Raw genomic sequence first — 22824 nt, 5'->3', positions numbered from 1 at the left:
CGTGCAGCTTTGCCTTTTCAGTTGCAGGCTGGATTGACTAGGAACAGACGAGATCGAGATCCGTTCGCAATCAGAAATAGTTTTTTGGGAACAGTGGAGCCCCGCGTATGATTATTTAATGAAAATTGCGAAAATGCGGAAATATATAGCCATAATAACTTATTAATCGAATGTGCTTTTTTGTCTCCAATAAAAAGTTCATATGACGAGACAGCTGCGAATACCAAAAAAGGATCGTATTGATTGTTTGCATAAAATATGTATTTAAAAAAGAGTGCTAGAATTTCCGACAAATAGTGATAATACGTTCAAATGATTTTATTGAAAATAAATTGAGTACTCTGATTTTTGACTAACATTCCTTCTCTTCATTAAAATATTTGTTGTAGTCATGCCAGTAGATTTTATATTGTATAATATTGGTTTCGATATTAAGGAATTATAATAATTTTGATGCGTTGATTATTTCGAGATAGCTTTGAATTAGCTTTTCTCCGATTGTATTAGGTTGGTAAAATTTATTAATGTGTTTTTGTAAATTTGGTTGATGTGACTTCCCATTAAGAAGCTTTGAAATTGCATTTCCTATTTTATCGATTGAGAAAGGATCGACAATCTCGGCCATTTCGGTATAATATTCTTTTGGACCACCTATGTTGGTAATTACTATTTCACAGCCATATGCCGCGGCATCTAACGCCACAATCCCTACGCCCTCTGAGATACTTGGAAGTGCAAATACTTTTGCTTTCTTGTAAAGTGTGTCTAATTCGTCATCAGTCACAAATCCTAGTACAGTTATATTGGTTGCGTTCCCAATTTCATCTCTAATTGGCGCGTATTGTTTTGAGGTTCCTTTAGATCCTGCCAGAACGAGCTTAAATTTGTATTTTTTCGCTGCCTGAATTAGTCGGATTACATTTTTTCGGTCATGGTAGATAGAACTAACATGGAGACAAAAGTTTTCTTTTTCGTGGTGAGAAATGTTAATTTCTTTTGATAGAGAGAGCGGTACTTTGTAAATTTTATTAGATGGTAGTCCTAGCGAATTCCTAATATACCTTGCTTCATAGTCAGAGCGCACAAATACTCCGCTTATTTGAGGAAATATTTTTCGTAACCCATAAGTGAGAGAATACATTCGAAGTTTCTCATTGCCTAAAAAAGAGGTCAACTTGTAAAGGAAAACACTTTCAATGGAATCTATTATTGGGGAGATGACAATATTGGGATTTTTTGATGCTAAATTAGGTATGAAATCTATTAGCCATAGGCCTCTCCCAAAAATATGTACCAAATCGTAACTTGACCAATCATAGTTTCCCCAGCACTCTATCAAGTCAACAGTATATCCTGATTTTACAATCATAGACTTCCATGTTAGCGCTTGGCTTTTGATTCCGTTTGAATTCCCGGAGATTGGGGTGGTCGGACCTATAACGTAAGCGATTTTCATTCAATAAAAGTTTTTTATTTGATTAAATTCCGGAAAGACTCAATTTTTTATCACGCCTTGAATTAGATATTTCAAATGATGTCAAAGGAATGTATCTTTCTATTCATAGTCTTCGATAACTGGTATATTGACAGAAAATCGAGCGGGTTTTCCGATTATATATAGATTCCAAAATTTCGATTTTTTTTACGGTTTCTTGTTTTGGGGAGATATTGCGATTGTGCTGATCTTAAGATGAAATGGCCAATCAAGTTGTTAGAGTATTCTTGAGCTTTGTTGTCAATATTTTATTTTTAGGGTTTAATTGAAATTGTAACGATTTGCATTTTCCTTGGATTGTACAGTACGTTGAGCATTTTTGTTTTTGTCGACAAGCTTATGTGAATGGTGTACGAAACTACAATACTGAAACCGGGTTCAGATTAAGTGTATAGGTAATTTCGAATGGGGTAAATTTTATTGCTTTGTACGGCTTCGCCGATTCAGTTACAGTCTAAATTGACTCTGAACAGAAGAAATATGGATGTTTTCTCAGGCTTTCTTCACCTGACTTTGTTTTTCAAATATATGGCAAACAAAATTGAAACGTGTTAAATTAATCGAAATAAAAGGATCTTTTTGTTATTAATTCGTTAATCAGGAGGCTTTGTTTAGTGCAATAAGTTGTAAATCAGACTAGTTAGTCTTTTGTTATTTTTTCTGTTTAAACTCATCGACAAAGGATGTTTTGACACAACGAAACCCAATGTAAGACTTTGCTGAGTCTTGGTATTCAAAACTTCGCGTACCGTTTCTTAAGAAGTACCCAATATCTTTCCATGAACCTCCGCGAATGACTTTGCGCTTTAAAACCGGTGGGTCATCGGGGCGTGCATTATACTGGACAGTAGGGTTGAAGTCTCCCATAAATTCATAGCTCGATTCGTGGAAAGCAGTACTGGTCCATTCGGCAACGTTACCAGCCATATCGTATAGCCTTTTGTTGTTCGGGGCGAAGCTACCTACCGGCATTGTTGTCGTTGAATACTTGCTATCGGCAACATAGTTCCCCCTGCGGGGTTTGAAGTTTGCGATGAAACATCCCATTTGGTTCCGGATATAATAGCTTCCCCATGGATAAAGGGTACGCTCTTCTCCTCCACGAGCTGCGTATTCCCATTCAACTTCTGTTGGCAAACGATAATCAAATACATCAACACTATTGGTTTGTCTTTGATAGTCATTATACAATTTTGTACGCCAGTTGCAAAATGCTTCAGCTTGTTTCCAGGTAATGCCAACTAGCGGATAGTCGTCGAATGCAACATGCCAGAAGTATTTCTCAGTCATGGGGTCGTTATACGAATAGGTAAAATCGCGTACCCAGCATAGTGTATCGGGGTAAATAGGCGTTGATTCGGTAAAAATGAATGAAGCCCGGTTTTGAATGGGCTTTACATTGCCATCAATATCGGTAACCGTACCGTTGTAAGATTGTGTTTCGAAGTTGTATTTATTTTGGGTTTTAGCTGCCTGTTTATAGTCAACCCATTGGTAATCGTATATTAATTTTCGGGAATCGATTGACTTCTCGAAAAATACACGATCGTCTGCGGCTAAATAAAGATTTTGTAAGGCTTCCTGGAAATCCGGGTTATCCCATTCTATCGGATCTTCCCAGTTCAAATGAGGATTTTGCAACGGTTCATCGCGATCATCTTCAGTCCGCATGAATTCGGGAAACTGATCAGCCAGCATTGTGCGCGCAATTGAATCCCTGACCCAATAAACAAATTGGCGGTACTCGTTATTGGTTATTTCCGTTTCATCCATCCAAAATGCCTCGACGGATACGCGTTTGGCATCATTTGCTTCCTGATAGATCTCATCATCCGGACCGATAATGACAGTTCCCCTATCGATATACGACATACCAAAGGGGGCTGGCTCGAAATAGGGTTTTGCCTTGTTATTCCCCGCATACTGAGCCAATTCGTTCTTCTCACACGAAGTGAAGAGCACGAGAAAACAAGCAGTAAGGATGATGTTATATATTCTCATAGTTTAAACCTGCACATGCAGTTTAAAAAACGATGGCATCAGGATAATATTGTTGTTGTTAACAAAAAAAGCCTTTTGAGGGAATTCCTCAGAAGGCTTTTTTTTGATGAAGCCGTAAAGGCTAGTATTCCCAAAGATCTTGTTCGTAATTGAAGATTTTTTGTTCAATTTGTTTCGACTCTAACATCGCGTTTCTACCAGTGAGGTATTGGCTGATTGCACGGTTGTTATATACGTTACTTTCTTTAACAACATAGCTATTGAAGCGGCGTTTGATGAAAAGGTCGTCAAAGGACATGTTGTAAGCTGTATTGTGCGTATTCATTATGGCATTGGATGCGAGCAGTTCGCGGGCTTCCGGATAGTAAATCCAGAATACCTGACGACGTTGCACGTTCTCACGGTTGATATCTTCATCACGGTAGTATTCCTGAATAGGGCACAACCCAATAATGCGGACATTCATGGTTGATGTTTGTTTGTCGAAGAACCATTCTTCTTTGACCATGATTTGTTTGATCTCTTCACCCCGGATTTCTCCGGCGATAACACGGTCTTCAAATTCTCCGGTTTCCAGGTTGCGGACTCTTCGGGTGCGGGTTGTTGCCCCAAAAGCTTCTTTCACCTGATCGTAGGTCAACGGAATTTTGAATTCATCATCTGTACGGGCATCGTAAGCGGTTAATAAACCATCTTCAATGGCTTTCAGCATCAGATTAGTCAAGCTGTTCCTTCCTTCTGTTTCCACAGTAGGGAAGTAGAGCACTTGGTTCATCTTTTCGCGCAAATCAATAATGCGCCATATTTTCTTGGACCACATTACATCAGCCTCGCGAACATAAGGGAACTGCATGGGCTTTTTCTTGCTAATATCAACCCGCTGAAATGCCCCGTCTACAATTTGAGCTTGTACAGTGTTGCCTGAGAAGCAGCATGCACAAATTATTAATCCAATTGCTACTATTAGCTTTTTCATCTGTCTTTTAATTTAAATTTCCGTTTCCCGCTTTGCCGGGAGAAAAATTGGTTCAATTGTCACATTGAAGCAATTCATAATCCTGTTTTAATTTCCTTGCCTTTCGGCTATGCGATCGTTGCGCCGGCATAACCAGCCATTTTATTATCGAATTTTAAAACTAATCGGAGATAAAGAACGGTCTGTTTTATCATCTCCATGAGCCATGATATTATCGAAATAGATAATACTTCCCGGCTGCAAATTGCCAAATTGTTTCCGCATATCGGCCGAAAACATGTTCGACTTTGACGACCATGTGTTGTTAAAGCCTCCTGCTCCGGTTATCGTAACGTCGAACTGTGTAACTTTAAATTTTAGGTCGAAATCGAAGTCGATTAAGGCTGCAAAAATACCTTGTTCGGCCATTAGATCTTCTTTGCGCAATACACCACCGTTTTTCTCAGCAATTTGGGCAACAGGGTCAGGTACGCGTTTCACCCGGAAAACCATCGATCCCATTCGTTTTGTTTTCCCGTCAATGGTGGCGTCTACAATTACCTGGGTTTTTTTACCATTGATGTCTTCCTTCGCCGGAAATACGTACAATCCATCTGAACGTCTTTCAACCGTTCCGTTTGACATGCTAACTTTTAGGTTCGCAGAAGGAACACCCGGAACTGAGACACTGATTGGGTTCGGAATATTCAGGTAGAAAACATTCATCTTGGTCGGTGAAATAGTAACACTAGGTTTTCCAACCTGATATTCTTGTTCGAAATTGTAGGTATTGATTCCGCCGTCCGGATTTTTAAAATTGATTACACCTTTCCAAGTGTATGTTCCGGCTTTAGTCGTGGGTACTTCATAAACCCCTTTGCCATCAACGATTGATAAAGCGTTATTATTGACAATTATTTCCGGTTGCTGCGTTGTGTCCTCTGCCGCGAGGAATACTTTGGCCTGGTAAACATCACCCTCTAATACATAGGAGGATTTGGGAATTACAACGGGCGAAAGTTTGTTGAACTTAAAGGAACTAGCATCAATTTGGCTGTAAAGGTAGTTCAGTAAGTTCGCTTCCGTATTTTTAACGTCAATCTGCATTTTACTCAACAAGGTAATCACGGCGATCATGGGTTTATGCTCGAAATTTTGCTCTTCCCAAGTTTGATTTTCGCCACCTTCTTTCAAGTTCCGTTTTGGGTTTGGCGTTGCCAATTCCTGCATGATTGCTTCACGGATTGGAGCATCAGTATCTTTTACCATTGCAACCAATTCTGCTTTCGCTTTTTCAATCGCGCTGCGTAATTCCACACCTCTATTCAATCGGATCATCAACTCAGACGGAACGTTTAATTCATCGTCTTTTTTTATGAGTAGCGAATCTCCCTGATAGTTTTGCACATAGGAACGTTCGGGGTCGTATTCATAGCCATCAATATCGGCGATTTTAACACCTCCACCTCGGATAACCAAATCTTCTTTGATATCGAAGATCAGTTTCTGAAGTGTATCCACCCGACTTCGAACCTCGTTTGCGAGATTAAGCCAAGGACCTACTTTGTCCTGGTTCATCTGAAAGGCAGCTTCAAATGCGCTGTATTGTTGGTTACTCTTTTTCTGGAGTGTGCCGTAAGTTTGTACGAGACTGGAGTCGACAACACGGAATGCATCAAGAACTTCTGCGGCGACGTTCATAGCCATCATCGCCAGCAGAACCAGATACATCATGTTGATCATTTTTTGCCTCGCCGTTTCCGGGCAATTCTTTGTTCCCATATCCTGGCGTTTTATTTTTTATAATTCATGGCACCAAGCATATTGCCATAAATTGAATTTAGTGCTTCTAGATGTTTGTTCAATTCAGCTGCGTTTGATTGGTATTTCTTCACTTCTTCAACTGAGTTTTGAATCACCTGATTCATCTGAGTCATTTCCGTAAAGAATTTTTGAGATGCAGCCAATTGTTCGTTGGTTCCTTTTAATTGTGTAGTATAAGAAGCATTCAGCGCTTCCAGGTTTTCATTTAATTTCGACAACTTGTTGCTGTAATCACTTGATTTTTCACCCAAGTCTCCAAATCCTTTTTCGATCGTTTCGGCAACTTTGTCGTACGAACCGACTAATTTTTTACCTGAAGTCGAAAGAACATTCGTGAATTCTTCACTTGACACGGCCATTTTATTCAGCATTTCGTCACCTTTAGAACTTAAACGTTGTGCTGTATTGGTGTACGATTCAACCAAAACATTGACAGACTGGGCGATATTATTGTTCGCTTTTCCGTTAATCTCAGCAAACGTGCTCATCGATTCAGAGGCCGAATTCAAGTTTTTCACGTAAACATCAGTTGCCAGCGTTGCAGAGCTGATATCGCTGATTGATGAGGCTGTATTGCTTAGGTCGGTCAACCCTTTGGATACTTTCGAAAGTAACTCGGGAGAAATGTCTGCTTGTCCAAGCAATTTGCTAAACTGATCATCTTTAGCCAAATCATCATCGTCATCAGCAACGAAATCTTCTCTTAATTCCGGGTAAACTTTAGACCACTCAGGTAATTCCATTGGTGGCTCGAATGCGGATATAAAGAAGATAAAAGCTTCTGTACAAAGTCCTAATACCAAAAGAGGACCTGAAAATGCCCAGTGTTGAAGTTTGAAAAGAGCACCTAACAAAACTACCGACGCACCGATATTATACACATAACCAGTAAATACTTTCCAGCGTTTACTATGTAACATTTCACCAAAACTCATATGATCACAATTAAGGGTTTAAAACTCGTTTCCAAATGATGAACGGACACAGCGGAATCCAACGTATGATTTTACTGAGTCCTGATATTCATAACTACGTGTTGACGTTTGAACAAACGTTGCAATATCTTTCCAGGAGCCACCACGCACAACTTTACGTTTCATCGTTGGAGGGTCGTCTGGTTTTGCATTGTATTCGAAATTTGGGTTGAAGTCATGCATGTACATATAAGCTGACTCATCGTAGGCAGTAATGGTCCACTCAGCCACGTTACCCGACATGTCGTAAAGTCCGAATTTATTAGCATCGTAATTACCAACTTTCATGGTAGCCATACCACCATCTTCAATGTAGTTACCACGTAGCGGCTTGAAGTTGGCTAAGAACTTGCCTTTCTCATTTCGGGTGTAATAACCACCCCACGGATACATGGAAACCTGCTTGTCTCCACGGGCTGCATATTCCCATTCCACTTCGGTAGGCAGGCGATAATCCTGTAATGGTTGTTCGCGCTTGCTCAACAGATATTCGTTGTGCAAACGTGTTCTCCAGTGGCAAAAAGCTTTCGCCTGAGTCCAGGTGACACCAACTACCGGATATTCATCAAATCCAGGATGCCAAAAATAGCGTGTCGCCCATGGTTCATTATACGAATACGTGAAATCGCGAATCCAGCAAAGTGTATCCGGATATACATTAACCAACTCGCTGAAAACAAACGAAGATCTGTTTTCAATTGGTTTTGAAGCACCGGTTTTGTCGTAAACAACACCGTGATAACTTTGCGTTTCATAGTCATACTTGTTCGACCGTTTGGCTGCTTGTTGATAGTCAATCCAATAGTAGGTGTAGAACAGTTTGCGACTGTCGATTTCCTTTTTGTTGAATATCCGGTCGCTCTCGGAATAGTACATTGGCTCCAAGGCATCGGTATAGTCCGGATTGTCCCATTCCAATCGTTCATCCCAGTTCAATTGGGGAGGGTCAACAGGGTTGCCGTCACGATCTTCAGTGATTAGAAACTCGGGAAATTGTTCGCCAAGCATTGTTCGTGCAATTGAGTCGCGTACAAAGTTGATGAACTGACGATATTCATTGTTGGTAATTTCTGTATCATCCATCCAAAATGCATCCACAGAAACCGTTTTTGTCGGTGTTTCAGACCAACTTGCATCCTGATCACTAGGGCCGACATTTAAGCTACCCCGGTGAACAAATGTCATCCCGTACGGTGCGGGTTCAAACCATTTACCTCGTCCGTGGACACCGGTAAGTTCACCATTGCTTCCCGACTTATTACAGCTAATCATCGACAGGAACAGTAAGGTCATCGAACACAGAGAGAGTATTTTTTTCATAACGATGATATATGTTGCTTACTTTTAGAATTCTTATAAATACCGAACACTCTTATATTTCTTATTTCTAATCTTTTGGATCGCAAATGAATAGCTTAAAAACAATTCATGCGAGCCCGAGTTATACGCTCCAAGAGCAGACGTTGTTAAATCATATGCGTAACCGGCAGTTAAACCATTCCGCAGATCAACGCTAAACCTGAAAATCAAACCATCGTTTAACCGATAACCTAATCCGCCTGTAAAGCGCTCGTTATAAATTATGTCTGCGTTCAGATCCAATTGAGATCCGGCTAAATCTGTTTTATATAAAACAGAAGGTTGCAAAGAGAATAACGGATTTGGCGTTTGAATAGTATATCCACCTGAAAAATAATAATGGCGGGTATAAAATGTATAAGCGTCATCCGAGAACGAAATCTTGGCTTGGTTAACATGTGTAACGGATATTCCTGCGAAATAATTGTTTGATTTCAGGAATAAACCAAATCCAATATCAAGGGCTACTTGGCTGACACTTTCTGAAGGGAGGAGTCCATCGTTTTGGTTGTGATAACTACTGTTGTCCGGCACATACCAATTACCGTCAATTGCTTTATTGAATATACCTAACGATGTTCCAATTCCTAAGTCTCCGTAATCAGTTTGAGCGAGGTAAGCGTAATTTAAATTTACCAGCGTATTTTTCTCAAAACCAAGCTCATCCCTGATTATATTCAGGCCAATGCCACTCTTAATGCCCCATAACTCAGTTGAAGATTCTGCACTAAACACCATTGTTGTTGGAGCGCCGTCCATGCCACTCCATTGGGTTCGGTTTAGAATCAAGCCTGAAATCGCACGGCTGGTTCCTGCATATCCCGGATTGTATGTCAATCGCGCTTGCTCGTAGAAGCTGAATTGCGGGTCCTGCTGTGCTTTTGCGGCTAAGTTAACTATTATTAACAAAAATAAAAAGCAAACTTTATTTTTCATAAATGGGCTAATGTTGCCTTTTTACAGTACATAAATAAGCAAATGTAAAAATACGATCAGCCTATTTTTCGCACATTATATTGGTCAATGCAATTCTTTGAACGCTACAATACTTCAGTTTATTTTGCTAATTGGTTTAATTTTCTGATGTTTCTCCACCATCGGTCCGGTATTTCGTACCTGGAGGCTAAATCATAGTCTTCCTGAGAGCAGGGGAAAACATGGTCAGTATCATTATTCTGATTGTATACTTTCATCCACCAACGGCCCGTCTTACGACTTTGATAGAAGGTTAGCGGAAGGTCAATGTCATCCATTTCAATAATGAATTCACTAAACTCCTGCGGTTTGTTTTCCGGGTCTTCAACAACCCTGAAATAATAACCTTCAATAAAATGCCAAACGATTTGTGCCATCAATTTCGAACTTAGCTCGTCATTGTCGAGTGCTGGAATTAGGTTGAAGAACCCAGCTATTTTCAGTAGGTCTGCCATGCCTGCGTAATGAGCTATTTGGCAGGCTTCTTCGGCATAAAACCCGTTTGGCGATGCGAAGTACTGTCCTGGGGCTTCAATTTGCCGAACCGAATTTAAATCGAAGCTAAAGATATCGGCACCACGCATGTAGGGTTCGATTTCGGACATATTATACCGAACCTGTCCCAAACGGCGGGTGTCCGAATTTAAATCGGTGGCATGGTTTAGTTCCAGCGCATCGGCAAAATAGTTTTGATAACCGAGTATTACGTGGGAGAAAAGATTCGGATGTTTCTTGAAAACAAAATTCAGATAATTCTCAGAATCGATGGTTTTGGCTCCTTTTTGGAAATCCAGCTTCGGGTCAACCGTTACTAAATTGAAAAAACGATCTTCAAATGCTTTGCTAATGCCAAAGGTCAAATCTTGAGAACCGCCCAATATAACCACCGTGATTCCCGTTTCCAGGAAATACTCGCAAACATCTTTCAGCGCAAAGTATGTATCGCTGGGGTTTTGGCCAACAATTAAATTGCCTAAGTCCAATATTTTAAAACGAGGAGCGATTCTGTTTAATGCATACAGGTGTTCCCTTATTTTATTTGGGGAAACAGCGCTGCCGTAGCTAATCGCATTGCGATCTTCTTCAACACCAATAAGCACAATCTTGGCTTTGTCTACCGGAATCTTATCCCTGTTTTTTTCAAGCAATGTGCTCAGTGCATATTTTTTTTGTGCCCATTTGGGTAATTCAAATCCGGAAAAGTCAACCGGCTTAAGGTAAAGTTCGAGGTTCATCGGGTTATTATTTCAATGCTTGAAATTAGTCTTTTCAACAAAAAAGGCAAACAATCATGTTGTTTGCCTTTCATTTATTTTTTCTTCCGACTTTTCTTCGGAGCAGGTCCGGCCTCTATTATTTTCATGCAATCTTCAAGAGTGAGCTTGGTTGCATCTGTATCTTTGGCAATTTTGTAATTCTTCTTTTTGAAGGAAATGTATGGTCCCCATCGTCCATTCAGCAGACGAAGTTCCGGTTCTTCCTCGAATGTTTTGATTAAAGCGTTGCGGTCTTTTTCACGTTTAGCTTCGATCAAATCAATCGCTCGCGGCAGTTCAATTGTGTACGGATCATCTACATCTTTCTCGAGCGACACAAACTTACTGTCGTGGCGCACGTAGGGGCCAAAGCGTCCAATAGCAACGGTTACTTTCTTGTCTTCGTATTGTCCTAAATCACGGGGAAGTTTGAACAGGTCCAGGGCTTCTTCCAATGTGATTGTTTCCAATATCTGTCCGGCTCGCAAGCTGGCAAACTGAGGTTTTTCTCCTTCTTCGGTTGCTTCACCTAATTGAGCAAGTGGACCATAACGACCGATTTTTACAGATACCGGAAGACCGGTTTGGGGATCATCGCCCAAAATACGTTCGCCGTTAGTGCGTTCTGAAACTTCCAGCGCATTTTCTATATGTTGGTGAAAAGGCTTGTAAAACTCGTCGATAACTTCGTTCCAAACACGTTTCCCGTCAGCAATTTCGTCAAACTCAACTTCGACTTTGGCCGTGAAACTTAAGTCCATGATCTGATCAAAATACTTGATCAGGAAGTCATTCACGACCATACCGATGTCGGTTGGGAATAATTTTGATTTTTCCGCTCCGGTGGTTTCTGTTTTTTCGTGATCGGTAAGCTTTCCTTTTTTCAGTAAAAGCTGTGTGAATTGGCGTTCAACGCCGGGGCGATCCTCTTTAACCACGTAACCACGGTTTTGAATGGTGGTAATAGTTGGTGCATAAGTTGAAGGTCGTCCAATACCTTGCTCTTCCAGTTTTTTTACAAGGCTTGCTTCTGTATATCTTGGTGGTTTTTGACTAAACCGTTGAGTGGCATCAATAAATTCGGTGCGTAAAATCTGGTTTACTTTTACAGGAGGAAGAAGACTTTTAGCATCGCTGCTTTCATCTTCATTGTCGGTCGACTCCAGGTAAACGCGAAGGAAACCGTCAAATTTGATGACTTCTCCGGTTGCCTGAAACACTTCGCTTGCATTGGATACTTTGATTGAAACAGTTGTCCGTTCCAGTTGGGCATCGGCCATTTGAGATGCGATAGTCCGTTTCCAAATCAACTCGTACAAACGCTTTTCCTGGTTGGTCCCCGAAACGTCTTCCTGATCCATGTAGGTTGGGCGGATGGCCTCATGCGCTTCCTGAGCTCCTTTCGATTTCGTAATGTATTGGCGGAATTTGTGGTATTTCTCGCCGTGTGAACTAATAATCTTGCTTTTGGAGGTGTTGATTGCCAAATCAGACAGGTTAACCGAGTCGGTACGCATGTAGGTAATTTTACCTGATTCGTACAATTTTTGGGCAACCGACATGGTTTGCGAAACCGAGAAACCCAGTTTACGACTCGCCTCTTGTTGCAAGGTTGATGTGGTAAAAGGCGCTGCCGGTGTCCGCTTCGAAGGTTTTGTCTGAATGTCAGCGATGCTGAACTCAGCCGACTGGCATTTCTCAAGGAATTTATGGGCTTGTTCTTTGTTTTCGAAACGTTTATTTAATTCTGCTTTTAGTTCAACGGTATTGCCTTGATCATCCGGTACCAGGAAAACGGCTGTTACCCGAAAAGCCGATGTGGCTTCAAAATTGATGATTTCCCGTTCCCGTTCAACAATTAACCGAACTGCTACAGATTGCACACGGCCGGCCGAAAGAGAAGGTTTCACTTTCTTCCAAAGGACCGGCGAAACCTCAAAACCTACCAGGCGGTCGAGTATTCGTCGGGCTTGCTGGGCATTAACAAGGTTCGTATCAATTGGTCGGGGATTTTGAACCGCTTTGAGGATCGCTTCTTTGGTAATCTCGTGAAAAACAATGCGTTTCGTTTTTTCAGGCTTCAGCTTCAAAACTTCTTGCAAGTGCCAGGCAATTGCTTCTCCCTCGCGGTCCTCATCGGATGCGATCCAGACCAGCTTGGCATCTTTCGCTAGTTTCTTGAGCTCTGTAACGATTTTTTTCTTGTCGGGCGAAACAATGTATTTCGGTACGTAGTTGTTTTCGATGTCAATCCCAGCATCTTTCTTTTCCAAGTCGCGAATATGTCCCATACTCGACGTTACCAAAAAGTCTTTTCCAAGAAATTTTTCGATAGTTTTTGCTTTGGCGGGAGACTCAACGATGACCAAATTCTCTTGCATAATATCCTCCAGACTATAAAAATTTCTGCAAATAAAAGAAAATGTCGGGCTATCGTCAAATTTTGGGGGAATAATTTTTTTGTCTTTATATCTTTGAAAATGATTATTTTATTGTTTTTGCCTGCTGTTTTTTGGTCAATTTAGGGGTTGATTTGGTCGATGGATATCAAGCAGTGGAACAGGCTGTTGAATGTCGATTTTGCTGGTACTGCAGATCGCTTTAAAATGTCTCTTAAATCAGTCGATTAAATGGCTTCCGGAAAACTGTCGAATTAGCTGAAATAATAGTTTTAATCCTTTCGTTATATTTGTCGCTTAACATTCAAATGACCTTTGATGAAAAAAGATAGAACGGGATTTAGAAAATTCGTTATTGGCTTCTGGAGTCTCTTTGCGATTGGTATTCTGGCAATTGCTTTCATGTTTTACCTGATTGCAGAAGGTAAAATGGGAGAGATGCCCTCTTTCAAAGATCTTGAAAACCCGCAGAGCTTGTTAGCTTCTGAGGTGATTTCACGCGATAATGTTTCTATTGGTCGCTATTTCAGAGAGAACCGTACGTTTGTGAACTACGAACAATTGCCTGATAATTTGATCGAAGCATTGGTTGCTACCGAAGATGTTCGTTTTTATTCGCACTCCGGAATTGACCTTCGGGGACTGTTTCGGGTATTGAAAGGTGTTTTAACCGGTGATAGTAGTAGTGGCGGTGGGAGTACTTTGAGCCAGCAGCTGGCTAAAATGCTTTTTCCTCGCGATAAGTTTGAAAGTAAATCTGATCTGGTTTTTCGGAAGTTTAAAGAATGGGTGATTGCGGTTAAGCTTGAAAAGAGTTACACCAAAGAGGAAATTATCACCATGTATTTAAATAAGTACGATTTCCTTAATCTGGCTGTTGGAGTTAAATCTGCAGCACGAATTTATTTTAATACTGTTCCTGATTCGTTGACTATTGAGCAATCGGCCATGTTGGTTGGGATGGCTAAAAACTCAGCTTTGTTCAATCCGGTACGTCGACCCGAGTTGACCAAAAACCGTCGGAATGTTGTATTGGCTCAAATGCATCGCTATGGCTATGTGACGGATGCCGAGCTCGATTCACTAAAAGCTTTGCCAATGGAGCTGGAGTTCACTCGCGAAGACTTTAAAGAAGGATTGGCCCCGTATTTTCGCGAATATCTGAGGGTTGCGATGGGGTCAGGAAAACCTGATCGATCAAAATATGCCTCGTGGCAAACGGTAAAATATAAAGAGGATTCGGTGGCGTGGGAAACTAACCCGCTTTACGGTTGGTGTAAAAAGAATTTCAAACCCGACGGCACAAATTACGATCTTTATGAAGATGGCTTGAAAATATACACAACCATCGATTCCCGGATGCAACTTTATGCCGAACAAGCACTGGAAGATCATTTGCGACTGGACTTGCAGCCGGCTTTCGAAAGGCACGAAAAAGAGTTGCGAAATCCGCCGTTCTCAAATGATATGAGCGATGAAGATGTGGAGCATCTGCTTAATCTTTCGATGCGGCAAAGCGAGCGGTATCGTGTTTTACGATTACAAGGAAAGAATGCGGATCAGATAAAAAAGAACTTCAAAGAGAAGGTTGAAATGACCGTCTTTTCATGGAAGGGAGACCGGGATACTATTATGAGTCCGATGGATTCTATTCGCTATTATTTAGGATTTCTTCGATCTTCATTTATGGCTATGGATTTGGAGTCCGGTCAGGTGAGAGCCTATGTTGGAGGCCCGGACTACAGACATTTTATGTACGACATGGTTTTGGGTGGTAAACGCCAGGTTGGCTCTACCGTGAAACCATTCCTTTATACTTTGGCCATGCAGAATGGCTTATCACCCTGTACAAAAGTTCCCAATGTTAAGCAGCAATTTATCCTTGGGGATGGAACGGTCTGGGAGGCCAAAAACTCGGGAGAGTCGGAATACGATGGAAAGATGGTTACCTTAAAATGGGGTTTGGCAAACTCGGTGAACCAGATTTCTGCGTGGGTGATGAAACAGTTCAATCCGCAATCGGTAGCTGATGTTATGCACAAAATGGGTGTTTACAGTTATATTGATCCGGTACCGTCAATGTTCCTCGGAACTTCAGATATTACTCTTTACGAGATGGTTGGAGCTTATGGGACGTTTGCCAATAAGGGTGTTTATACACAACCTATTTTTGTTACCCGGATTGAGGATAAGTACGGTAATGTGATCGCCACTTTCCGACCCGAAAGGCATGATGCTATTGATGAAAAAACGGCCTACCTGATGATCAGTCTGCTGCGTGGTGTAATTGACCACGGAACAGGTACCCGAATCCGCTGGCATCCGGTGTATGGGGAAATAGAGGGGCCGATTGCAGGCAAGACCGGAACAACACAGAACCATTCTGATGGTTGGTTCATGGGTGTAACACCGCAGTTGGCTGCCGGAGTATGGACTGGCGCCGATTTGAGAAGTATACACTTCGATAACATTAAATACGGTCAGGGGGCGAATATGGCTTTACCAATTTGGGGTCGGTTTATGAAGAAGGTTTATGCGGATCCAAGTTTGGAGTATAAACCGGATCATGAATTTGAGAAGCCGATGAACTTTATAATGAACCTGGATTGTGATGATGTCAACGATTCGAGTGAAAAACCGGCTGAGTTTGAGGACTTCTTTTAACGGAAGATATCAGATAAATGAAAAGCCCTGTAGTTGAAAAATACTACAGGGCTTTTTTATTTTTGTATAAGTTGAAACTAGTCATTTAAAAATCGTTTGGTGATATCACCGTAATTTTCGATGCGACGGTCGCGGAGAAAAGGCCAAATGCGACGTACATCTTCGGAGCGGGATAAGTCGGCTTTCACCAGAAGGTTTTGTTCTTCACTGCTACTGGTGTTCGCCAAAATTTCACCTTGAGGGCCGGCAACGAAGCTATTACCCCAGAACTGAATCCCTTCCGAGCTTCCGGAGGGATCATTCTCACGACCAATACGATTAACGCTAATAACGGGAATGCCGTTGGCTACTGCATGTGATCGTTGAATGGTGATCCAGGCATTTTGCTGTCTGCTTTTTTCGTCTTCGGTATCGCGCGGATCCCAGCCTATAGCAGTCGGGTAGATCAGCATCTCGGCACCCGCCATAGCCATCAGGCGGGCAGCTTCAGGATACCACTGATCCCAGCACACCAGCACACCTAATTTGCCGACTGACGTTTGGATGGGGTGAAAGCCAAGATCGCCGGGGGTGAAGTAAAATTTCTCGTAGAAGCCGGGATCGTCCGGAATATGCATTTTTCGGTATTTTCCAGCCAGCGAACCATCCTTTTCAAAGATAACTGCTGTGTTGTGGTATAATCCCGGTGCGCGTTTTTCAAACAAAGAAGTAACTAAAACAATCCTGTGTTTTTTTGCCAGCTCACTATAGTAATCGGTTGACGGGCCCGGGATTGGCTCTGCCAGATCAAACAGTTCGACATCTTCGGTTTGACAAAAGTACAAGCTGTTGTGTAGTTCCTGAAGAACAACGAGTTCTGCACCTTTAGCTGCACAGTCGGCTATGTTTTTAGCCAATTTTGCTTTGTTGGCTTCAATATCGGAAGTATTGCCTTGTTGGATTAGTCCAACTGATATTTCTCTTTTTGACATGGGGACTTCTTTTTATATTTATAAAACACCTTCGGGGAACTGCATGCTGATACAATGAATTGATCCGTGCTGTTTAATCAGGGGTACACTATTGATCGGGATGATCTCATGGTTCGGAAAAAGATTTTGAATAGCCCGAAGAGCATCATCATCCTGAGGCACTCCATAGACAGGGAACAAAACAGCTTCGTTAATGATTAAAAAATTGGCATAAGTTGCTGGCAATCGTTGCCCCTCTTCATCAAAAATAGGATCAGGGAAGGGGAGTGGCACCAGTTTGAAAGGCTGATCATTTTGATCAGTCAGCTCCAATAGTTGTGCTTCCATCTTCTTCAATGCGTCATAATGAATGTCCAGTTCGTCATCGCATTTTACGTAGGCAATGGTGTCCTCGCTGCAAAAACGGGCCAAGGTATCAATGTGACTGTCGGTATCATCACCTTCAAGGAAACCATGGTCGAGCCACAGTATTTTTTCAGCATGAAGGCTGTTCTTTAGAAAAAATTCGACCTCCGATTTGCTGAGGTGCTCATTCCTGTTTTTGGAAAGTAAGCACTCGCTGGTCGTTAACAAACAGCCATTATTATTGCTTTCCACCGCACCTCCTTCGAACGTGAAATAGGAATAATCAGCGATTGGAATTCCTGACTTAAAAGCGCCTTGTACATATAACTTTGAGGTGATCTGATTGTCGTGGCAAGCCGCGAATTTCATACCCCAGCCATTGAAGCGAAAATTGAGCAAAACAGGTTCTCCTTTTTCCAGAATAGTCAAAGCTGCATGATCGCGGGCCCAGGTGTCATTCACTGGCATTTCGTGAATAAGTAAACGCTCGTCGTTTGCCTTCAGGAAGTCGGGTAGCATTGACTTGTCTCTGCAAACAACTAATAGTTTTTGGTGCTTCAAAATAGCTTGCGCCATTTGCTCATAAACCGGAATAACTTCATCCAGTATATCGCACCAATCTGTTTCAGAATCAGGCCATGTCAATTGCACTCCGCTTTGATGAACCCACTCTGCAGGTAGATAATTTCCTTCAATTTTCATGTTTCAAAAATATGCAAAAAGCGATAACAGAAAACGATTAAATAAAAAATCACCTACCCGGCGTCGATTTGTCGATTTTGAGGATCTTAAAAATTAAACTTATTTATTTTGAAAATAAATTTTGATAAAAAGATGATGTGCCGTAATTTTATTTATGGAGATTTTTCTCGAATTTTAGTTTTAACCTAATAAAATGGTTTTTATGAAACAAATGAAAAAGACAATTGCATTATTGCTGGTTGCAGTATTGCTGAGTAGTTGCTACGGCAGCTTTAAACTAACCCGATCGCTATGGGACTGGAACGGGACAGTAGGATCTAAATTTGCAAATGAATTGGTTTTTCTTGCCTTCGTAATTATTCCGGTTTATGGAGTTACGACCTTGGTTGACGCCGTTGTGTTGAATACAATCGAGTTTTGGGGAGGTGGCAACCCAATGAGTATGAAAGAAGGAGAGAAGGAAAAGAAGATTGTCGAGATTGATGGTAAACAATACCAATTAACAGCTGAAAAGTATAAAATGACCATTGAAGAAATGGACGGTTCACATGCTAAGACTGAATTGATTTTCCGTGAAGATGATAATAGCTGGTACCTGAAAAAAGGTAAAAAACTGCAGAAAGTTGTAGCAGTTGACATCGAGGATGGAAAAGTGATTTCGTACAACTTGTATTATCCTGATGGACACGAAATGAAAGTTCAACCAGGATTCGATCCGGTAGCCATGGAGCAGGAAGTGCAATCGAATATGACTTATGCGTTGCAACCTTAACGCAGAATAAAACGCAATACAAAAGAGCTGTTTCTGGATGAAGCAGCTCTTTTTTTTGTTAGTCGATCGGTTTTTTTTGTAGTGACTATCTTTTGAACATGCGTTACAGTAGCTGTGCGTTTTTCGAGCTACTTTTAAGCCAATAACTTTTAACAGTTTCAATTATGCCTGTTTTCATCAAGTTGCATCTTCAGATTGCCGCGGTATTCCGGACAGTTTTCCTATTGGTTGTGATTTCAGTATTAGACTCTGCTTCAGCTTTTGCTGGCGGAAGTGCGATCCAGTTCACTGTCCGAATGGAACATCCAGAAAATCATCAATTTCAGGTTGAAATGATCTACGGCAAACCCAATGCGAGTGAGCTGATTTTTACGATGCCGGCATGGACACCCGGGTATTATCAGATGTTGGATTTCGCAAAACAGGTGGACGGGCTGACAGCAACGAATGAGCATGGTGAGACTTTGCCTTGTGAAAAGGTAAATAAAAACAGTTGGCGGGTTGAAAATCAAGATGCTGCAAAGGTTATCCTGAATTACGATGTTATTTGCGAGCGTGAGTTTGTGGCAACACCGTGGCTGGACGAAGAGCGGGCTTATATTATTCCCGGAGCTTTGTTTCTCTATCCGAAGGACGAAATTAAAAGTCCCGTTCAGATTAAAATCGAGCCAGGGAACGGATGGAAAGATGTGGCAACCGGATTGGAGAAAGTTGGCGATAGTGGCTTTGTGTTCTCTGCCGATAATTACGACGTTTTATATGATAGCCCCTTACTGATCGGCGATCTGAAATCTTTACCATCTTTCGATGTTAAGGGAATTCCACATTACTTCGTTGGCTATAAAATGGGCAAATTCGAGGAGCAGGCTTTTATGGATGATCTGAAAAAGGTGATTGAGGCGGCTGCCGAAATTATTGGTGATATTCCATACGAGCAATATACTTTTATTGGAATTGGTCCCGGTCGGGGCGGAATTGAGCACCTGAACTCGACATCGGTAAGTTTTACCGGCGACGGTTTAAATTCACGGCAGGAGCGACTGCGAATTTTATCGTTCCTGGCGCACGAATATTTTCATCACTATAACGTGAAACGTATCCGGCCGATTGAACTCGGCCCCTTTGATTACGAAAAAGAAAACCGAACCAATTTGCTTTGGGTGTCGGAGGGACTAACCGTTTACTACGAATACCTGGTCATGACGCGCGCCGGTTTGTTTACCGAAGATGATTTGTTGCAGGCTCTGCAGAATGATTTGCTGGCCGTTGAGCGATCGCCGGGAAGATTGTTTCAAACCCTGGCGGAGTCGAGTTACGAAACATGGAGCGATGGCCCTTTTGGGAGAATTGATGATGAGGTTAATAAAACGATTTCGTATTACCAGAAAGGGCCTGTTGTGGGATGGTTGTTCGATTTTAAAATCAGAGAAGCCACCGGTAATACAAAGTCGATGGATGATGTGATGCGTAGGTTGTACACTGATTTTTACAAAGGCCGAAAACGGGGTTTCACAGAAGACGAATTGCGGGTTGTTTTAGAAGAAACAGCTGGAGAACCAATGGATAGCCTGTTCGATTACATATACACGACTAAGGCATTGGACTATAATAAATATCTTTCGGGGGGAGGATACCAAGTTGATACGACCGTGCAGACCCTATCGGGAGCTTGGTTTGGAGCGAGTGTCAACATTGAAAACGATTCGGTTTTCATAGGTTCCGTAGAATGGCAATCGCCGGCATGGGATGCAGGTTTGCGGAAAAATCATTGCTTGGTTTCATCGGAGGGATTTTCGCCTAAAAAGTTGAGGCCGGTCCTTCAGAACGTAGGAGCGGGAGATACAGTTTGGCTTGAAGTTCAGTCGGATGGTGGTTTGAAAAAGATCCCGGTAATTTTGAAGCAAAAGAAGGAACGTTCCTTCAAGATTAGCTCAATCGATGAATTGACCACAAGTGAACAAGCGCTTAGGGAAAAATGGTTAAGTGGAAACAAGTAATGTCATTTAGTTGTTGTTTTTGCCGTTAAATGAAAATGTACATCCGGGTATAAGAAATAGAAAGAAGCTGTTCCCCGCGAAACAGCTTCTATTCATTCAACAAAAATAATTGATAATGTGCCAGTTAGTTTTAGAAATAGATCATTTGGCTGGGCAAGTTATAAACCCAATGGTCTTTTGATTTTGTGATCGATTTCCATTTGGTAAATTCTTTTCATAAGTGGGCGCTTCATACAGATTGCTTCGTATTGGTTATGGCTTTGATATTATCGGAAGATGCTTACGGCATTCTCAATAATGGAGTCGAAGAGCTTCCAAACGAAATCGTTTGATTTTTCTTGCTCTTTCTCCTCATTAATGTATTTCTCCATACCATTAATTTTTTAAATGAAAAGAAAATTCACGTAATGTATTACAACATTAGGATATTAATGTTGTGAGAGTTGGTGCTGATAAATGGTAGTCGGGAAATGCTAACAGAGCAGCGCTTGATCCTTAATGTACAAAGGAACAAGTGCCTTGTGTGTGTGATATTGAACGTTTAAATGACTTAAAATGACAGGCAGGTAATATGCCTGAGTTGATCTGCTTGTCGCTGGTTTTGTTGGCTGAAATGGAACCTTTTCGTTTGTCCTTGCTTCTTCCTTGATTTCTTCAGTCAGCAGGAGTAGCGAGTTTGGTGAATATTTTGTGAAAAGCGCATGAGAACTACTTTGCAGTAACGTTGTGTTATGCTCGTTTTGATCTGAAATTTGTGCGGTGAAAACAAGCACAAAGTAAATCCAAACTAGTACTGATATCCGAAGGATTTGTGTCATTTGCAATGCAATCTTCGATAAATAGACACATAAACACCCCGGAATGTTCTGCACAGTGCAATATAAATTCGGGAGATCTCGGTTTTAGCTTACATGAAAAAGGCCCCGTATTAACGGAGCCTTTAGGTTATGCTGCATTTTGTGAAAAAACTTCATCAAGTATTTCAGGGTACATTTCCCCAAAATTTGCGTAGCACCACTTGATTAATTCATCCAGTTCACTGGGTTCCTCAACCCAGCCTACACACTTTGAAAGTTCTTTTCGGAACAAGTCCTTACTGAAACTTACCTTCGGTAGGATCACTTTTGCGTACTCATTCATGGTCTGAACATTTTATTTTTCACTTGTAAATTTAATAGGTTGAAGTCGTTTATCCAACACCGAAAAATGAGTCTTAACAATGTTTAACCCCTTGAAAAGTGCGAAGGGCGCATTAATTCTTTGTAAGACAACGCTCTTTCGTTATGGACAAATTCTGCTTGTTATAAAACATTAAAAATTTTTATTCCGGACCAAAGTAACGCTACTGAGATTACACACCTTTTACAACTTGATTAACAAAATTTGAAATTTTAACGTCCAGGCTTTCATTACCATCGAGTGCTTTTACGAAAGCACTTCCAATGATTGCTCCTTCTGCGTATTGACAGGCATTATCGAAGGTTTCTTTGTTTGAAATTCCAAAACCAATTAATCTTGGATTCGTCAGTTCCATCGCTTTAACACGTTCAAAATAATCTTTCTGGAAGTCAGCGACACTGCTTTTTGCACCGGTTGTTGATGAACTGGATACCATGTATATGAATCCGCTTGAAGCTTCATCAATTTCTTTTAATCGTTTATCAGATGTCTGTGGTGTGATAAGCAAGATGTTGTGCAGGTTGTAGCGGGCAAACACTTCTCGGTAATTTTCCTGGTACTCGTTTAGTGGCAGATCCGGTAAAATCAATCCGTCGATACCAACCTCTGCACATTTTCTGCAAAATGCTTCCAAACCATATTGAATGACCGGGTTTAAGTAACCCATCAAAATAAGAGGAATCGATACGGTTTCCCGGATTCCTATTAGTTGATCAAATAGCTTTTCAATGCTCATCCCATTTCGGAGTGAGACGAGACTGCTATTTTGAATGACCGGACCATCGGCCACCGGATCTGAGAATGGCATTCCAATTTCGATCAGGTCAACACCGCTGGCAACCAGTTTTTCAATAATTGAAACTGTATCGTCTAGTTGTGGATAACCGGCAGTAAAATATACCGAAAGGATATTCTCCTTTTTATCTAGAAATAGTTGATTAATTCTGTTTTTCATT

The 22824-nt window shown here is 41.3% G+C and carries 16 protein-coding genes; 3 read left to right on the top strand and 13 right to left on the bottom strand.

Going from position 1 to position 22824, the window contains the following annotated elements; genetic code table 11:
- Positions 1-439 precede the first annotated feature (439 nt).
- The 9 genes from GJV22_RS06720 to topA form a co-directional block, all read right to left on the bottom strand.
- On the bottom strand, positions 440-1369 hold the full coding sequence (locus GJV22_RS06720; protein ID WP_163710525.1) for a glycosyltransferase: 930 nt from the start codon (positions 1367-1369) through the stop codon (positions 440-442).
- Between the two features lie 777 nt (positions 1370-2146).
- On the bottom strand, positions 2147-3496 hold the full coding sequence (gene porK, locus GJV22_RS06715) for a T9SS ring complex lipoprotein PorK/GldK (protein ID WP_163710522.1): 1350 nt from the start codon (positions 3494-3496) through the stop codon (positions 2147-2149).
- 121 nt (positions 3497-3617) lie between these two features.
- Positions 3618-4472: a type IX secretion system ring subunit PorN/GldN gene (porN, locus tag GJV22_RS06710; RefSeq protein ID WP_163710519.1), complete on the bottom strand. Its 855-nt coding sequence runs from the start codon at positions 4470-4472 to the stop codon at positions 3618-3620.
- Positions 4473-4616: 144 nt separating this feature from the next.
- The gene (gene porM / locus GJV22_RS06705; protein ID WP_163710515.1) at positions 4617-6233 is read right to left on the bottom strand and encodes a type IX secretion system motor protein PorM/GldM; all 1617 of its coding nucleotides are present in this window, start codon (positions 6231-6233) and stop codon (positions 4617-4619) included.
- Positions 6234-6244: 11 nt separating this feature from the next.
- Complete coding sequence (gene porL / locus GJV22_RS06700; protein ID WP_163710513.1) at positions 6245-7210, bottom strand: type IX secretion system motor protein PorL/GldL; 966 nt, start codon at positions 7208-7210, stop codon at positions 6245-6247.
- A gap of 18 nt (positions 7211-7228) precedes the next feature.
- Positions 7229-8569, bottom strand: a complete 1341-nt coding sequence (porK, locus tag GJV22_RS06695) for a T9SS ring complex lipoprotein PorK/GldK (RefSeq protein ID WP_163710510.1) — start codon at positions 8567-8569, stop codon at positions 7229-7231.
- Positions 8570-8602: 33 nt separating this feature from the next.
- Positions 8603-9544, bottom strand: a complete 942-nt coding sequence (locus tag GJV22_RS06690) for a PorP/SprF family type IX secretion system membrane protein (protein ID WP_163710508.1) — start codon at positions 9542-9544, stop codon at positions 8603-8605.
- 119 nt (positions 9545-9663) lie between these two features.
- On the bottom strand, positions 9664-10818 hold the full coding sequence (locus GJV22_RS06685) for an arginase family protein (RefSeq protein WP_163710505.1): 1155 nt from the start codon (positions 10816-10818) through the stop codon (positions 9664-9666).
- A 74-nt stretch (positions 10819-10892) separates the two neighbouring features.
- Positions 10893-13220: a type I DNA topoisomerase gene (gene topA / locus GJV22_RS06680; RefSeq protein WP_163710502.1), complete on the bottom strand. Its 2328-nt coding sequence runs from the start codon at positions 13218-13220 to the stop codon at positions 10893-10895.
- A gap of 336 nt (positions 13221-13556) precedes the next feature.
- Here topA and GJV22_RS06675 point away from each other — a divergent pair, with 336 nt between their 5' ends.
- A complete protein-coding gene (locus GJV22_RS06675) occupies positions 13557-15902 on the top strand; it encodes a transglycosylase domain-containing protein (RefSeq protein WP_163710499.1) in 2346 nt (781 codons plus the stop codon).
- Between the two features lie 77 nt (positions 15903-15979).
- Here GJV22_RS06675 and GJV22_RS06670 read toward each other — a convergent pair whose 3' ends face one another.
- The gene (locus GJV22_RS06670; protein WP_163710496.1) at positions 15980-16873 is read right to left on the bottom strand and encodes a carbon-nitrogen hydrolase; all 894 of its coding nucleotides are present in this window, start codon (positions 16871-16873) and stop codon (positions 15980-15982) included.
- A gap of 18 nt (positions 16874-16891) precedes the next feature.
- Positions 16892-17920 (bottom strand): agmatine deiminase family protein, encoded by a 1029-nt coding sequence (locus GJV22_RS06665; RefSeq protein ID WP_163710493.1) that lies wholly within the window; start codon positions 17918-17920, stop codon positions 16892-16894.
- A gap of 202 nt (positions 17921-18122) precedes the next feature.
- Between GJV22_RS06665 and GJV22_RS06660 the strand changes: the two genes are divergently transcribed.
- Both GJV22_RS06660 and GJV22_RS06655 read left to right on the top strand, forming a co-directional pair.
- The gene (locus GJV22_RS06660) at positions 18123-18692 is read left to right on the top strand and encodes a DUF3332 domain-containing protein (protein ID WP_163710490.1); all 570 of its coding nucleotides are present in this window, start codon (positions 18123-18125) and stop codon (positions 18690-18692) included.
- A gap of 164 nt (positions 18693-18856) precedes the next feature.
- A complete protein-coding gene (locus GJV22_RS06655) occupies positions 18857-20689 on the top strand; it encodes a M61 family metallopeptidase (RefSeq protein ID WP_163710487.1) in 1833 nt (610 codons plus the stop codon).
- Positions 20690-21634: 945 nt separating this feature from the next.
- Here the strand turns inward: GJV22_RS06655 and GJV22_RS06650 are convergent.
- Together GJV22_RS06650 and trpA are read right to left on the bottom strand one after the other, a co-directional pair.
- Complete coding sequence (locus tag GJV22_RS06650) at positions 21635-21829, bottom strand: hypothetical protein (RefSeq protein ID WP_163710484.1); 195 nt, start codon at positions 21827-21829, stop codon at positions 21635-21637.
- A gap of 211 nt (positions 21830-22040) precedes the next feature.
- Positions 22041-22823 carry a tryptophan synthase subunit alpha gene (trpA, locus tag GJV22_RS06645; protein WP_163710481.1) on the bottom strand — a complete coding sequence of 261 codons (783 nt, stop codon included), beginning with the start codon at positions 22821-22823 and terminating at the stop codon, positions 22041-22043.
- Position 22824 lies beyond the last annotated feature (1 nt).

Origin of the sequence: Mangrovibacterium lignilyticum, assembly GCF_010882175.1 — a bacterium.
Lineage (GTDB): Bacteria > Bacteroidota > Bacteroidia > Bacteroidales > Prolixibacteraceae > Mangrovibacterium > Mangrovibacterium lignilyticum.
The sequence above is the reverse complement of the archived record's forward strand: the minus strand, read 5'-3'. Positions and strand labels throughout refer to the sequence as shown.